The organism is Paenibacillus sp. FSL R7-0312 (genome assembly GCF_038004445.1).
GTDB lineage: Bacteria > Bacillota > Bacilli > Paenibacillales > Paenibacillaceae > Paenibacillus_AQ.
This window is the reverse complement of the sequence record NZ_JBBORE010000001.1, coordinates 2,242,585-2,259,347: the sequence shown is the minus strand read 5'-3', so window position 1 is coordinate 2,259,347 and position 16,763 is coordinate 2,242,585. Positions and strand designations below refer to the sequence as shown.

The following is a 16,763-nucleotide window of genomic DNA, read 5'->3' as shown; positions in this document are numbered from 1 at the left end:
GAACCTTTCTCGTTGTCTCCATGCCCCAAGGATTCATCCTTTGGGGACAGGCTTTTTCTTGTTCTATATTATGCGATTCCTGCTTCTGCCTTTACCGCAACACACCAAATGAATCCGACCAATTCCCGTCCCACCGCTGCGATCACCAAGTTTCGGTGTTTTCCCCGTTTGACCATCTGCACATATTTTTTGTGCAATCTCTCCTGCGCCTTCCATGACGTTTCCTGGACATGAGCACTTTGCCCTTCTAACCGCTTTTCTAAATCGCCTTTGACCGCCGGAAGGTAACGGTAACTCCAGGCCGATTCCACCAAAGCACGCCTTACGGAGGCATTTCCTGTTTTAGTCAGGCGGCCCCGTCTTGTCTTGGGTCCTGTAGAAGATTCCCGCGGAACCAGTCCCAGGTAACTCATCAGCTGCGCAGGCGAACGGAACCGCTCAAAATTCCCGATTTCAACGACGAGCGTCATGGCCGTGAGCAGGGCAATCCCCCGAAGACCCTGGAGCGCTTTAATCACAGAGGCGTACGGGCAGATTTCGGCTTCTTTCCGCATGGCCTCCTCTAGCCGTTTAATGCGCTCCTCCACCTCCCGCAACTGTTGTTGCATCTCGGTGAATACCCGTTCTTGCGCGGTATGCTCAAACGTCAAGGTAGAGAGCCACAGCCGGTATCGTTTCGTCCAGCGTTTTTTCATCTCTTCCGGGGTGTGGATCTGGTGCCGTAACAGAAAATGAACGAGGTGCTGCCGGGCCCGGTGCAGTTCTTCCCGAGCATTCTCCCGGGCTCGGATGAGATCCCGAAGAGCCTCGAGTTCCGGAGTGGGTACATGAATGCCCGTCAATTCTCCCGCACGGTGGAGCTGAGCGAGCCGCTCTGCATCCCGTCGGTCGGTTTTAATGGCATCGCCTGAACGCTGAGGAATACGTGAGGGGGCGATGACCGTGCAGGAAATTCCCATCTTGGTCAGCCAGCGATACAAATCATACCCGGTGGGTCCCGCCTCATAGCAGACTTCAAGAGTAACCTCCGGGCTTTTCAGTTTCCGAATGAGTCGTCCTACAGCATCTGGCGTATGGGCAATCGCTCCGTGATACCGTGCGGGGTCCCGTCCCTCGTCTGCAATCGCCACTGCAATTTTTTCTTTTGACACGTCCAAACCTACGTATTTTATGGTATTCTTCATAGTAACAGCTCCTTTCGCATTTAGCTCTGAAATGGTTGTCCTTACTCCCATTTTAACCTAAGGTGTGCGAACAGGGGCTGCCTTTCGTTCATCATAACTATTTCCGGCCGCAGCAGCATCCCGTGACGGAGAATTTGAGGATAATTGCTTTTTCGAGGGATATAAAAATGCCCCGCCATAATTCTGCTGGTGCAGCTGGCGGGACACTTTTGAGTATGCATTAAGCTCTGCCTACAACTATAGTAGAACCTCCACTTTCACCGAGCTACGATCCGGATAGACAGGCACTACCGTACCTGCCAGCAATTCACCGTCAACACGGATTTCCTTGACGCCTGTGCAGACACTGCTCTCGTTCTTCACGGTAATCTCATACAAGCAGCCGCGGAATCTCCGGTAAACAGAGAAGCCCTCCCAGGAAGACGGGATGCACGGGTTAACCGACAGTCCGCCAATAACGGGCTTAATGCCCATAATATACTGCGTAGCGGCTATATACATCCACGCAGCAGTTCCGGTCAGCCAGGATACATTCGCCAGCCCGAATCTGTCGGATTCCGGTCCGAACAGGTTGGAGGCATAGACATAAGGTTCCGCTTTATAGCGCCATAATCCGGCTTGTTCCATCGCAATATTAGGAATCAGCTGGCGGTAATATTTGTAGGCTTGATCTCCTCTGCCCAGCATGCATTCTGCAATAATCGCCCAGGTGTTGGCGTGGCAAAAGACGGCCCCGTTCTCTCCTGTCCCCTTGTTGTAATTGGTCAGCGGATCTGCGGGATCGGGGAAGTTGGTAATGGACGGGTGCAGCTTCTTAATGCCAAGCTCCGTATCCAGAATGTCGCGAACACTGTCCATGGCCTGGAGCGCTTTATCAGGCTCTCCCATGCCGGACAGGGTCGCCCAGGTCTGGGCGTTAAGCCAAATCTGGGCTTCGTCATGCTCAGCGGTGCCCAGATAACGCCCGTCATCCATGACTGCCCGCCGGAACCATTGGCCGTCCCAGCCGAGCGTGTTCACCAGCCGCTTCTGCTCCTCGTACAGCCTGTCATAGTCCGCCGCATGCTCCAGATGACCGGCTGCTGCCGCCAGATCCTTCATACGAAGCAGCACGGTTCCGAACTGCATCGCCGTCCAGATGCTCTCTCCTCTGCCCTCGCGGCATACGCGGAACAGCTGGTCATTCCAGTCCGAGCGGAGCATCAGCGGGAAGCCGTTCGGCCCCAGCCGGGAGACGGTGAAGTCTACCGCACGCTTCAAATGATCATACAGCGGCGCTTCACCGCCATCATAGAAAGGCAGACTCTCCTGCAGGAATCCGGTATCGCCGGTCTCTGCGAGAATATCCCATACAGCCAGCGCCGTCCACAGGTGGTCATCCGAGTGAATACTGGTCACCGGGTCCCAGCCCTCATTCGGGAAAAAGTAATGATTCACATGCCCGTCCTGATACTGCTGCCCAAGCAGCAGGCGGACCTTGTCTTTGGCCGCCTCCGGATCTAATGGAGCTACGGCCAATATATCCTGAGCTGTGTCCCGGTAGCCTACTCCCCGGAATGTTCCCGTAGCATAGAACGAAATATTGCGCGAGAAAAGAAAGTTCCGCTGCGACTGATACGGATTCCAGATGTTGATCATGCGCTGTGCATCTTTATCCGGCAATTCACAGTTCCAGGCCCCCAGATAGCTGTCCCAGTTCTCCTTAAGCGCCGCAAAGGAACGGGTGACGAAATCCGCCTCCCGGGAATGGCCGATGGCCTGTTCGATCTCAGCCTCAGTCATCGCCGTCCCCAGGAAGAAGTTCACGGTACGGGTCTCGCCGGGCTGCAGCCTCACTTGAACCTGAAGCGCTCCGCAAGGATCTCCGCCCAGTATTGTCGAGCCGGTGCATCCACCCTGCTCAATCGCAGCCGGATTGGATTCGCTGCGGTAGCTGCCGATAAACTCTTCACGATCCCCGTCATAACCGGCCAGCGGCGCATCCGACATCATATAGACCAGCGGCGTCTCATCCGGCTTGGGCTGATTCTCAACTCCGTACTTGTAGATAAGAGCTTCCTTGGCATGATACTGCACCGACACCTGATGTTTGTTGTAGCATTGCCATTGCAGCTCGCGCATGAATTCCATCATGCCAAACTCGGCGTAGGCATACACATTCAGTTCTTTGACCTCGGTACTATTATTAGTCAGCGTCAAATTCCAGATCAGCGAGTTCTCGTAAGGTCCGACAAAGTAAACGGTCTTTGCCGAAACTTCATCCTGCGCGGCTTCAAAGCGGGTATACCCCATGCCGTGGCTGCTCTTCCATTCCTGCGGCTTCTGAAAAGCCGGCTCATAGGTAGGGCACCAGTAGCTGCCCGTTCCGGCATCCTGCAGGTAAATATAAGGGCCGGAGCGGTCGGTCGGCAGATGAAAGAAACGGTAGCGTGTAATCCGCCAGATCTGCGGAGATTTATAAAAGGCTAATCCGCCGCCCGCATGGGACAGCATGGTATGGAAGGTCCCGTTGGATAAATAGTTCAGCCATGGGGTCGGCATATCATGGCGCTTGAACTCTACCTCCTTCGCGTCATCGCGGAAGGTGAAATACTGGTCCAGCTCCTGCTCGCGGGCAAACGCGTTGCCCCCGGCTGCCGGTTTTACAGCCTTGTTACTCTGTGTGCGGCCGGAGTCGCCTGCCGGAGTGATTGTTCCCGGTTGGTTCGTCATTAGTCTGGCTCCTCTTCATATAGGATTACTTATTGCTTAATCTTATTCCTCACTTAGGCTCAACCTCATCCATCGTCATGCGGAACTCCAAATCATTCATATACGTGCCATCCGGGTTCAGGAAAACCATGCCAAAAGAGATATCCTCCCGGTCTCCCCGGACGATGGCAACCAGCCGGTTGACTCCTCTTCTCAAAATGATCTCCCGCTCCGGCTGAGTCACATGCTGACCGTTCATATAGATCTCGTAAGCACATTCTGAGTTCAACCGCAGCCTGCCGGTTCGGATATCCGCAGGTTCCCCGCTGCCGGAGACGAGCGCAGGCAGATGCACGAAACAGCTCAGAAACAGCGGACGGCCCTCAGGTGCCGGGATCAGCAGCGTTCCGTCTTCGCGCCGTTCTTTTTTCTTCATCCAGCCATACAGGCCTTCACCCAGATTGTTCAGGGAGAATTCCGGGTCGGTATAGTAATCCTTCATGGCCTGATAATCGGTATACGGCGGACAGAACAGCGTCATCGCGGCTTCCACCGCCCACTGCGCATCTCCTTTATCCAGCTGCAGCAGCTCATCCGCGAAGTCGGCCCCCAGATTGCCCAGCAGGCGGGTGTACAGCCTCAGGCTTTTGTCACTGCCCGGGTCGGTGAGCAACTGCGAGCAGATAATCTCACCCTCGCCGACTGCCTGGCGGATCACAAAAGCTCCGGGAGCACAGGCCTTGCTGCGGTTCAGCTCGACCAGCGCCAGCCTGCTGTATTCCGCCGTATGCTGTCCGGCGAAGTAATCCTTCCAGGCTGTGCCTTCCACGCTGGTGCACAGCACCTCCGCGCCTTGCACCTCCAGCCTGTGACCGGCCAGCTCCCGGTTGACCACGTCCCGGGGCGAGAGATGCACCTTGTCGAACCCGAACAGGTCGACAGGGCTGATCCCGCGGACGGCGGCGTGCGTATAGTCCGCCGCCAGATGATAGGTCCCGTGCGGCGCAATACGCACGGGGCGGTCCAGCAGGCGGGCAATCGCCTCCTGCCCGCCGGGTTCTGCCGGCAGCACCAGCACTGTGCTGCCGGCACTTGCCGCCTGCCGGACGGCTTCCGCCGCGCCCGGTCCGTGCAGCAATCCGGCCTCCACCACCAGGAGGCCGGGGTTCAGGCTGGACAAGCCTGCGGCGCTGTCCAGCCTCTGGCCCTTCAGGCGGAGCTTGCAGAGCAAGGCCTCCGCCGCCCCGCCGCTGCGGACCCACACCGCAGCGGGCTCCGGTACAGCGGCCGCGTGGACCGCGCGGCCCGCGTACTGGAGCAGGCTCCGCAGCAGCAGGCAGGCTTGGGGAATCCGTTGGAGATGATCCATAATCTCCAGCTGATTCGCCAGGAACATGCCCGCGCCGCTCCGGTACTCCAGCAGCGGCGACCACAGATCGCCGCCATCTCCAAAGTCACCCGCGCTGCATTCCAGCAGCAGGGTGAAATCGCCGGTCACCGGCTTCTCGAACGCTGCCCGGATAATCGGCAGCGGCCCGTCCTCGCGCAGCCCCTCATGCCAGTACATGAGGTCCTCTGCTCCAAGGCCCCGGAGCACCGGATGCCCATAGTCGCCTGCATGGGCACGGATGAATTCCCTGCGGCTGAGCGTCAGGCTGCCGGGAGAGAGGTGAAGCTGTTCCAGCAGCAGCAATCTGCCGCCCCGCTGCACGTAGCTTCTCAGCTTCCGGTCCAGCGCCCCGTCCTTGTCCTGCATGCGGCTGCCGACAATCAGCAGCGTCCCGCCCCCAAGCTGCTCTACCGCTTCCGCTTCTGACCGGACCAGGCCGGGCACCAGGGTGCGGATCGCCTCATAGTCCCGGTCAGAGCCTAGATAAGCAGCGGGAAGCGCTACTTCTACCGGCTCAGTCTTGCAGCTCCCGGACAACAGCCGGTAGCTTAACAGAAGCTCATGCTTCAGCTCCATGCCATGGAACAGCCGGGCAGACAGCACCGCTTCCGCTTCTGCTACTCCTGCTGATGCTCCTGCCCCATCTCCTACTCTTACTTCTGCCACATCTCCTGCTCTTGCTCCTTCCCCATCTCCTACTCTTACTTCTGCCCCATCTCCTGCTCTTGCGCCTACGCCTACGCCTCCATCCCCTCCCACTCCTGCTCCTTCACCATTGACCGGTTCCGGCATCCATTCCAGCCGGATGCTCCGGCGGGCGGCAGGCTCGTGGCGGAAACGGAACGTCTCGCTATGAACCACATGTCCGCTTTGCCGGACCGTGCATTCAATAGTTACTTCCTGTTCTGCCAGCGTATCGTTGTAGACATCGAAGCTGCGGCGGACCGGCGCATCATCGAAGAAGCAGCGGTTATATTCGGCGGCAATCAATGTTACCGGCTTGAAGGCTTCAGCCATAATGGCAAAAGCGGGATTGGCCTTGAATGCCGGATATTCCCCCGGCAGCAGCCCGTTGTTCAGGGAAAGGGAGTAAGCCGGAATTACCGCAGGCTTAGGGCCTGGTGTGTTCAGGTCGGCAGGCGGCAGCTGAATATTCCGTTCCGGCATCGCCCGCATGAAATAATGGGCGAAGTTGAAGGTAGAGATGCCAGAGACCCCTTGGCGGCGTGCATACTCCACGAACAGCCTTTCCTTCTGGGCTAAGCCGGCAGCACTTGCATCTGAGTCACGGTATGCGTCCAGTCCGATATACATGCTGCTGTTCTGCGGGCAGATGTACCACCAGCCGCCATGCTCGCCGAAGGTGAGCGGAACGCTGCGGTCCCACTGCGCGATCGTGCCGTCAATGTTGTAATGGCGGCTCTCCACCTCTGTCCCTTGCTTGGTGACCAACCGGTTATCCCCTTCCACCATAATCGGGCGGGTGGAATCAAGGGCTCTCATCAGCTCCATCAGACCCGGGATATGCTGTTGGTAGGTATCCCGGCCGTCCACCCAGCGCATCTCGTTCTGCACGCTCCACAGAATGACGGATGGGTGATTCTTATCCCGCTGTACCAGCCGCTGCACATGCGCCCGGCAATTGGAGATGAAATCGGGGTGGGCCGCATCCATAGTTTTACCGGACCCGTAGATGGCTGTCTCATCGACAATCAGCATTCCTTCCTCATCGGCAATCCGCAGATAATCAGCCGGATACGGCTCGGCATGCAGCCGGATGCTGTTGATGCCCGCCTGTCTGCACATTCGGTACCAATTGCGGATATAGTCTTCTGTCTGCTGCGCCGCACCCTGGAAATGCCAGGAATCGCCCCGCAGGTTAACAGGAATCCCGTTCAGCATGAACTGCGGGCCTTCGCACCAGAACTCCCGGAAGCCGAATACATCGGTCCGCCGGTCAAGGACCTCCCCATCTGCCTGAAGCTCCAGCTCCAGTTCATATAGGAACGGATGCTCCGGACTCCACAGCTCGGCACCCTGCCAGGGCAGTGCAAATGATGCTCCGCCCCACTCCCGGCTGCCGGTGTTCCAGCATAATTGCCGTCCTTCTACGGCCTGCGCAGGCAGAACATTTACTCCTGCTTCCGCTTCAAGCACCGGCAGCGGCTCTGCACCCTTCGCAGTCAGGGTACCGGATTTCCGTTCCCTGACTTTCAGGAACACCTGCAGCGCTTCCATCGCAGGACCACCCGGCTCTGTGCTCATTAGTGCCTCCACTTCCAGCATCCCCTGCCGGACAGAGGTACGGATTGTGAGATCCTCCAGCGATATTGGCGGGTAGCCTTGGAGGAAGACATCCTGCCATATTCCCCTTGCGATCCTGCCGAACCACGAACCGGCAAGTCCGGTGATTCTCTCCTCCCCGGAGGGAATTACCGCCATGTCGAAGCTTCCGCATACTACATGTAACTGCTGCTCCCGGCCAGGCTTCACCATCCGGGTGATATCCAGCCGCAAAGGCAGATACCCGTCCTCCCAGACGGCAATCCGCTCGCGGTCCAGATACACCGCTGCCTTCTGCAAGATTCCATCGAAGCGCAGCACAATCCGCTGCCCCAGCATAGTCTCCGGCACCTGAAAAGAACGGTGCAGCACCCCAGCCTCGGCCGCATCCCATTCTCCCGGGTAGCCGTACACATCAAACGGCACGAAGTTATGGTCCGGTACTTCTCCAAATTTGCTGCCCGAAGGCGTCTTATAGCTGTGGCGCCAGCTCGAAGGCACCTGTATCTTGCGCGCCTCATATTGCAGCCTCTCAGGAAGACTGCGGCAGCGCGGCTGATCGTAGAGCGGCATGAAATCCCATTCGCCGTTCAGGCATATGGATGTGCGCAGCATATTCATTCTCCTTTTCCCCTTTGCGGGAGCGTGATCGTTAGGACAGGCGTAAGCTTTTTCCAGATGTCCTGATCCGGCCCTACATTCTTCCACTTGATAAAATGCGGCTCCATAACCTCTCCCCACTGCTCCGGACGCAGATTCGTTGTGAGTTTCCCCGTATAGGGAGCGGGCTCCACGGTTGCGGGCAGCTCGGAATAAAAGAACAGCAGGTTCTCATGAAGACCGATGATCCCGTATTTGTCACCGTCTCCCGGGCACTCCTCCTGATATTGATAATGGTAATAGACATAACTTGAGACCTGCTCCGGCTTGAGTACTGCCAGCCTGCCGTAGGGAGCCCCCGGAGTTTGATTACGCTTCCAATGCTGCCCGGACACCGGCTGCTGATAATGAAAAATGTCCATCATCGGCACCCACAGCCGCGGGTAATCCCCGCCCGGCCAGACCTTGAGCATCTCCACTGCGGGCGGGAACAGCTGCTCCGGCTGAGCCTCTTTGCCGCTGCATTCGTAATATAGAAATAGCCACTGGCCGTCTTGAAAGATGCTTAGCCAAGAAATACCCAGCCAGTCCATACGTTCATTAAGCCATTCCACCTGTGAGCCCAAAAAAGCAGCCGGGTCGCAGCCCTCTCTGCATTCGGCTCTATATAAATATCGCTGCATAGATTCCCTCCAACCGTGTGTCATCTTCCTCTTAAGATTAACGCAAACGGCGGAACAGTTCCTTGACGATCATGCCCTTCTTTAGCATAATAACGACATGACAAATAAACTCTATGCACGGGATTTAGGACTCGAGCCTGGCTTCACTTTCCGCATTCAGAAATGCCCGCTGACTCAGGATTATTATGTTCACTGCCATGATTTCTCGGAGCTGGTGGTCATCCTGGAGGGAAGCGCGATTCATATTATCGAAGGAAAGGAGTACCCCGTATCGGCGGGTCAGGTGTTTTTTATCCACAGCGATATTTCACATGGGTACAAAAATGTGCAGAATATTGAGTACATCAATGTGATGTTCCATCCCGATCAGCTGCTGCAGCTGCCTGAGCTGAAGCTCCTGCCGGGGTTTCAGGCGCTGTTCTATCTGGAGCCGTTCTTCCGCAAAGAGATGTACTTCAAAGGCATGCTCTCCTTGCAGCCCGCGCAGCTGGAAGAGGCTACTGTTCTTCTGGACCGGATTCTGGAGGAGTATGACCGGCAGTCTGACGGCTACCGGCTGATGATCCGCACGTATTTCACCGCACTTGTCGGCACACTATCACGATATTACCGGCAGAATGGCGGCGGAACGGAGAACAGGGCGCTGCAGATCGGTGAGGCGGTTACCTATATTGAAGAGCATTTCCTCCAGCCTATTTCACTTCAGTCTCTGGCAGATCTGGCTTATATGTCGAAGCGCCAATTTCTCCGCGTGTTCACCCGGAATTACCATACGACACCTATGGATTATGTCATCCGCAAACGGCTGGAGTATTCCTGCACACTGCTGCGCAATGCCGGATTAACCATCTCACAGGTGGCCATGGACAGCGGGTTCCGGGATCATAATTATTATTCCAGACAATTCAAAAAAGTGTTCCTGTGCACGCCCTCCGAGTACCGGATGCATAAGGCCGGAATGTAGCGGCAGACAAGCGGGAACCTGCAGTTTTCTCCATATTGGCAACCGGGGGATTGTTGCGGGTTTGGCTGATTGTACTTTGTGTAATAGAACTCCTTTAGAATTGTGAAAAATGATATTCTATTGCATTTCATACAGTTGATTATGGGAAAAGGGGCAAAAAACAGCGAAAACCTAAAATTCTGCTGTACAATGTACAATAGATTCAATTTCCAGGCTGATTTAATGTTCTTCTATTGTACAAAGTGCAATAGAACCTCCATTTCCCTTCCATGGGGACAAGTACAAAGAAAGGCGGCAAGGGGAAACTTCCCTGCCGCCTTTTAAAGCTATATGCCCGCCCATTGGCCTGTGAAATATACATCTTATCCGCCCTTGATCCCCCGGCAAGAGCCGCCCGGGCCCGGGTCCGGGTCCGGGTCTAGCCCTGCCGCTCGCCATGCGAAGGGCCGCTCCGCTCCTTGCGGTACTCTCCCGGGGTTACGCCCTCCAGCTTCTTGAAGACGCGGATGAAGGACATCGGATACAAATACCCCACCCGCTCGGCGATATTCTGGACAGGCTCGGAGGTCTCTGTCAGCAGGCGCTTGGCCTCGTCCATCCGCAGCCGGGCCAGATAATCGACGAAATTCTCGCCGATTTCTTCCTTGAATATCCGGCTCAGCGCTTTGGTATTCATCGCGAAGCTGTCAGCGGCATGGGTCAGGGAGAAATCGGGATCGGCGTAATGCAGGGCAATATACTCACGCACCTTGTTGGCCAGCGTATACTGCTCCCGGTTCATCCGCAGGCCGCGGAGCGCCTCCTCTATCTCCTCCAGTGAAGCCAGGAGCTCCCCGCGTAGCTCCTCTATCCATTCGAAGGATTCCGGAGATTGCGGAATTCCGCGCAGCCGCCCGTTATTCCATATCCCCTTCATCTCTGGCGGCAGCTCCTGCATCTCCCTGGAGAGGCCAGCCTCCAGCAGCTGCAGCAGGCGGACAATGTCCTCCTTGGAGTAATTGCCGCCTGCCAGCAGCCCGAAGATCCGCTCCATCAGCGGCCTCCACTCGTCGTTCCCCAGCCGGTACAGCTGGGGAACGGCACCGATAGACTGCACCAGCACATCCATTCCTTCCGCCTGGGGCGGGAGACTGCCTTCTGCCGGTGCAACATAGACGCGGTCGGGACCGCCAGTGAGTTTGCGTTCCAGCGCACCTGCGGCCTTGCGGTAAGCATCCGATAAGCCGCTGAGACCGGCCGCCGGCCCGCTGATGCCAAAGGTTGCCGTGAATTTGAGATGCTGCTTCACCCAGGAGCGGGCACTCTCTGCAATCATCAGCGGCTTCTCGGCACCATCAGCCGTTACTCCGGCGGCGGAACGGCGGAAGAGCAGCCCGAGACGCCCCGGTCCAATCCACTCTGTCCAGAGCGGTTCCCCTTCTTTCTCGGCGATCTCCTGAATCACACTGCGGAGGGTGAATTTGAACAACGCCTGATCACGAGCAGAGTAGTCTGCAGCAAAGGCCTCATAGAAATCAATCTCAGCAATTCCCACAACCGCGCCTGCAAATTCACCTTTCATTCCAATCCGCTCCGATTCTCGGCTCCATATTTCTGCCGACACCTGGCCGCTGTGCTCCAGCAGCTCTTTGAACAACTGATTCCGCCTGTGCAGGATTCCCTCCGCCTGCTGCTTCTCATAGCTGTTCGTCTGCTCAATCAGACTCTCCAGCGCATGGCCGATGAAAGAAAATTCATCATCCCCCTTGCTCTGCGGCTTCCAGCCGGAGGAACGGTCCGCACCGAACGTGTAAATCCGGCTCATCACCTGTTCAATCGGACGGTAATTCCGATGGCTGATATACGTCATGGCCGCAATCCCGCCGAAGATCGCCGCAAAGCCCAGAATCGCCCAGACATTAGAGAAGGCTGACAGCAGCGAGAAGGCTTCTGCACGCGCCAATCCAACCTTAATTGTCCAGCCTGTATAGGAAGACATGCGGTTTACCGCCTGATCCTGAGCCTGTGGGTCTGAGCAGGTATCAGCCCCTGCAAAAGCGCGCCCACCGGCGTCCTTCAGGCAGATCTCCGTATTCGCCATGTTCATATCCTGAATCAGCGCCTGCAGAGACTGCTTCCGCACGTTAATGACAATCAATCCCTGCTCACCGGAGAAATAAGGTACCTGCTCCACCAGCGAAATGACTGATTTCGGCTGATCCTCGCCGGAGAAAAGCTGCAGGTCACGGATTCCGCTCCAGGCATAGCTGCCTGCCCCCCTCATCGCTGTCTCAATAAAGCTGCGGTCCCCGAAATCCGGCAGACTGGACGAGAAATGCTGCATCAGCACTTTGCCGTCGGCCGCACGGTATAAATAGACCGAATCGATCATCGGCAGCGGCGACATGAAATCCAGCAGCACCTCCGTTACCCCGTAATCATGATAAGGATCAAGCTGCCCCGGGCGGTCAAAATAACTGCTCACCTGATCATCCAGCAGCAGGCTTTTGATCGTTGTAGTCTCCAGGTTGCGGAGAGTGGTGTCCACGATCTGCAGTACATTTTCTGCGTATACACCGTTTGCCTTGGCCGTCTGCCTCTCCATCGCTTCATTTAGGGTCAGGAAAAACAGGATAATCAAGCAAAATACCACGGCAAACAGGATCGGCAGGTAGGAAAGAATCAGTCGGTACAGCCATTTCTTATGCATCGGTGTCATCCCCTGTAAGTCCAGATGTGGGCTATCGCTTAAGTGATATTGGCTACGGGGCCGGATTCATAATTGTAGTCTGTCAGTAACCCAGTTCCGTGCTTGCATTGCGGGAGATCAGCCCGAAGTACCCCGCTTCTCCAATCGCCCCTGCTGCGGTATCCAGATAACTAAATACCTGTACTCCGTCAGCCTTCAGGATCAGGCGCACACCCCCGGACTCTTGAAAAGCGCCAAGCTGAACGCGGCTCTGCTCCCCGAAGGTTATGGCTGTATTCGGAATAGCCGGCCCGCCCAGACTGGTCAGGCCGTCAATCTTGCCGTAGATCACCGTCCGCACCCCTTCGTTGAAGCGGTGCAGCTCAATACCCGATGTCCCTATAACCACCAGGTACATACTACCGGTACTATAGCTCAGTTCCTTGCTCTGATTATTCAGCATCAAGGCATACCAATTGGACGAGACCGCGCTGTCATTGATCTTCATATTGAAATCCAGCAGCTCATTCTGGTACTTGCGGTTCTGGTAGATGGCATGGCCACCGGGAGCCCTCAGCGTAAGGCTATCTGCCCCGGTCTCCTTCAGCCCGTTGGCGGTTGCCGATACATACCAGCCCTCCGGGTCCTGCAGTTCCGCCATCAGAGTATGATCGTAGGTGCTGGCCTCATTCCACACCTTAACCTCATATTGTCCCTGCGTCACGGTGCCAAGATAACCGGCCGACAGCGTCAGGGTTGCCGATCCGGTCTGATGCGCCGTTAACAGGCCGTTTCCGCTGACACTGACGATGGAAGGATCGCTACTTGTATACGTGACCTCCTCCAGCTCCTCGCGGTTGCCGAACAATGTCTCGCCGTAAGGCTGCAGCTGCATGTCCGCGCCTTCATGAACATACGCCACATTGCCGTCATGTCCTTCCAGACGGACAGCGGCTAAGGTGTCTCCCACGAATACATCCGTAGTGATTGTCCGCAGGATGGAGCCGTTAATGATGCTTACGATAAGCTTCGTCTGCCCCTGGCTGAGTCCGGTCACCTCACCAGTGGCATTAACGGAGGCCACGGCCGGATCGAGGCTGTTGTAATAGAAGCTGCTGGTTTCCTTGCCTTGCGGCCTGTCTTTGCCGTCCATGGCCTGAATGGAGACCTGTTCACTGCCTCCTGCAGTCAGCTTGACCGGGGCCAGACTCCAGCGGCTGACCTGCCCTTCCGCTGCAGAGGCATATTCCGGCCGAAGCCCGGCCTGGTCAATGATCGGCATGGCCGCCTGAGGCCACTGGGCGTCCGGCTGGACTGTATTGTCGGCAAACAGAACCTTGCGGCCATTGTTGGTATAGCCGTCCGTTGTTGTGTAGTTGTTCACGAAATCCACGTCATGGATCGTCGGCACATACGCCATCGCCCAGCGGAGCGGTGAATGCCACAGCGGCGTATCCTTCAGGTCGATCACATTATGCTCAAATTTCCAGTAGGCGGAGCCTTCATCCGTATAGAGGGCGGAGTTGCCGTCCATCTGGTTGCGGATGTAATTGCCGCTGACCAGATTTTTCTCAGCCGCTGTGGCCCCGGTAGGTCCAAGACTGTAGATGGCTCCTCCATCACGCAAGCCCATTCCCATGAGATCATAGATCAGATTATTCTGAATCTTCACGTTCCGGGTAGCGGCATCGAACAACTTATCCCAGCCATAGCCGATATGCGTTCCGCTGTAGGGCAGATTGTACATTTCATTATGACTGATGTCCATATCTACCGGATATCCCGCAGATACGGCAGATGCCGATTTGTAGTCGATGCCGATATCATGAATCACATTGTTCAGCACATCATTATTCTTCATCAGCAGCCTGTGGTCTGCCGGATGGTAGATATTCCGGTCCCCAGAGTTCGGCTGCCCCACATTCAGCGCACTGCCTGAGATATCATAGAAGCGGTTGCCTTCAATCCGGCTGTTCTGAACGCCGTTCTGCATCCGCACCGCTGTAATGCCGAGCTTGGTGAACTCATTATTGCGGAAATTCACGGTATTGGTCAGCTCCAGCATCACCGCAGCATCGGTCAGCTCATCGGAGATGGACGGATAACGCAGATGGTTATTCTGCGAATCGGAATGTCCCGCTGCCGTACTCGGACGGTTCCAGGTGGTATACATAAACTTCAGGCCTTCAAAATTCAGATTGCGCACCGGTTCATCAGCCGATATCCCGTAAACGGTAGCAAGCTGCTCCAGCACCGGAACTACAACGTCAGCCGTGGACAGATCCTCCCAGGCGCGAGGCTTGTAGTACAGCATGCCTTCTACCCGGTTGTAGTACCATTCTCCAGGCTCATCCAGCAGCTCAAAAGCATTCTCGTAGTACACAGGTACTGTTGCCGAAGTTAATCCCCGGTTGAAGACTGCGCTCCGGCCCGGCTCCTGGAGGCCGATCTGCGCTTTGCCGCCGGATGAAGTTATAGACTCCACCTTGATCCGGGAATTCGTCCACAGCTCGTTGAATACCATTTCCATATCGCTAGTATTGCCCCATCCGGCCAGCTCCGTATTATCAGAGGTATAGCCGGTTGCAGTCTTCACCGGATTCACGAGCCCCGCGGCGCTCCGCGCCCGGACCGCCCGGATGCCGTCTATGAACAGCTGGCGTGTCGTAAGGCCGGTTCCGGCATTCGCCCGGTAGATGCCTTTGGCGCTGTCGAACACCGTCCAGCCAGTGACAGGCCGCCCGCCGCTGATGGCTGCCTGCTCCCCGGGGTAGCTGCGGTAAGTGACAAAATACCCGTTCGTCCCTGAATCCTCCGGTGTGAATTCCAGCGGCTCTGACAGAGTATAGGTCCCTTCCCGCAGATTGACGATGATGTCAGAGTCCATATCCTCATTCAGCAGGCGGACCGCTTCCTGTGCCCGGGCAACCGTCCGGAAGGGAGCAGCTTCCGTGCCGTTATTGCTGTCGTCCCCGCCAGGGGCGACATACAGCTCTTGGCCGGTTGTACGTCCAGTCACAATAACGGAAGTCTCAGCGCGCACGCTGCCCGTCTCATCCGTGACGAACACGGTAGTTGTTCCGGCGCTTACCCCCGTCAGCTCTCCGTAGCGGTCCACCGCAGCAATACTCCCGTCCTCCGTTCCCCACCGGATGCCTGTATCGGTATTGTCCTGTGGGGTTACCGAGGCATGTAACAGCACACGGGAGCCTGCGGGCACCGTCCGCTCCAGCGGAGCCAGCATGATGGCCGTGATCGGATCTTCATACACAGCTACCGTAGCCGTTACCGCCGGAAGCCCCTCATTCGGCTGTGCCGTCACCGTAGTGACTCCCTGACGGATGCCTGTCACAATACCGTTGCCATCCACCGCTGCCACCTCTGCATTGCCGGTAGACCAGACAGCGCTCTGATCCGTAGCATCCGCAGGTGTGAACTGGAGCGGCAATGGCAGCTTGGCGCCTCTGCGCAGCTCGTAAGCCGCCTGGGAGAAGGCTGCACTTATCGCCTTCTTGTATCCGCTTACAATAAAATTGTCAAAGCCTATCTTGCCGATGCTGTCCTTGTAAAATCCCATATAGAAGGAGGTTAATGCTCCTCCCTCGGCCATCGGCTCATTCGTTAGTAGACGGCTGCCGTCAATGGACAGATCGAAGCTGTGGCTGCCGCCGTCGAGCGCCAGGCGCAGATCATACCATACGCCGGCCGAAATTGGCAGCACTGAGGTCCATGATCCGGCACCTTTCTTCATATAGCTGAATGCGCCATTGTTAATTGCGAATTTCACTAGCGGAACAGAACCGCTCTGCGGGGTAGGCAGGTAGATCACCGCTCCCGTCTGCTCTGCTCGGAACGAATAACTTAACATGCTTCTGTACGTAACATCCGTAACGGATCTGCTTATATTGTAGCTGCTTGCCGTTTTGGCTGCCTGATGAAGCTCCAGCAGCTTGCCGGCATAGCCTTCCCAGGCCTGCACAGCCACGCTCACCCCCTGCGGCGGCGTCTTGATCGACCAGCCGGCCGGCTTCGCACCGGGACTATAAGATTCAAAGGTCTCCTCCAGCTTATAATTACTATCCGCCCGGGCCACAGAACCAAGGTCTGCCGGGAGCAGGCCCATCAGCAGAATCATAATGATAGCGTATACAAAATATGATTTTGGACTTGATTTTCTCATAATAGCCACCTTTCCGTATGGAAGCAAGTATAGCGGTTCTAGTACAACATTAGAGCTACAGAAGTGAATTCATTCAACCATGCAGCAATTTATGAAGTTTAATTTGAAGTGAACATTCAA

At 56.3% G+C, this 16,763-nt stretch carries 7 protein-coding genes; 1 reads left to right on the top strand and 6 read right to left on the bottom strand.

From position 1 onward, the window contains the following. Nucleotides 1-68 precede the first annotated feature (68 nt). The 4 genes from MKX70_RS09885 to MKX70_RS09870 form a co-directional block, all read right to left on the bottom strand. A complete protein-coding gene (locus MKX70_RS09885; RefSeq protein ID WP_340839977.1) occupies nt 69-1,184 on the bottom strand; it encodes an IS110 family transposase in 1,116 nt (371 codons plus the stop codon). Nucleotides 1,185-1,421: 237 nt separating this feature from the next. After that, nucleotides 1,422-3,896 carry a GH36-type glycosyl hydrolase domain-containing protein gene (locus MKX70_RS09880; protein ID WP_340839976.1) on the bottom strand — a complete coding sequence of 825 codons (2,475 nt, stop codon included), beginning with the start codon at nt 3,894-3,896 and terminating at the stop codon, nt 1,422-1,424. 49 nt (nt 3,897-3,945) lie between these two features. Next, on the bottom strand, nt 3,946-8,169 hold the full coding sequence (locus MKX70_RS09875; protein ID WP_340839975.1) for a glycoside hydrolase family 2 TIM barrel-domain containing protein: 4,224 nt from the start codon (nt 8,167-8,169) through the stop codon (nt 3,946-3,948). Continuing rightward, nucleotides 8,166-8,831, bottom strand: a complete 666-nt coding sequence (locus MKX70_RS09870; protein WP_340839974.1) for a hypothetical protein — start codon at nt 8,829-8,831, stop codon at nt 8,166-8,168. The genes MKX70_RS09875 and MKX70_RS09870 overlap by 4 nt, the downstream gene beginning before the upstream one ends. A gap of 97 nt (nt 8,832-8,928) precedes the next feature. Between MKX70_RS09870 and MKX70_RS09865 the strand changes: the two genes are divergently transcribed. Beyond that, complete coding sequence (locus tag MKX70_RS09865) at nt 8,929-9,795, top strand: helix-turn-helix domain-containing protein (protein ID WP_052416748.1); 867 nt, start codon at nt 8,929-8,931, stop codon at nt 9,793-9,795. A gap of 418 nt (nt 9,796-10,213) precedes the next feature. Here MKX70_RS09865 and MKX70_RS09860 read toward each other — a convergent pair whose 3' ends face one another. Beyond that, nucleotides 10,214-12,484, bottom strand: a complete 2,271-nt coding sequence (locus tag MKX70_RS09860; protein WP_340839973.1) for a helix-turn-helix domain-containing protein — start codon at nt 12,482-12,484, stop codon at nt 10,214-10,216. Nucleotides 12,485-12,566: 82 nt separating this feature from the next. Beyond that, nucleotides 12,567-16,643, bottom strand: coding sequence for an Ig-like domain-containing protein (locus MKX70_RS09855; RefSeq protein ID WP_042239763.1), 4,077 nt, complete (start codon nt 16,641-16,643; stop codon nt 12,567-12,569). Nucleotides 16,644-16,763: the final 120 nt, after the last annotated feature.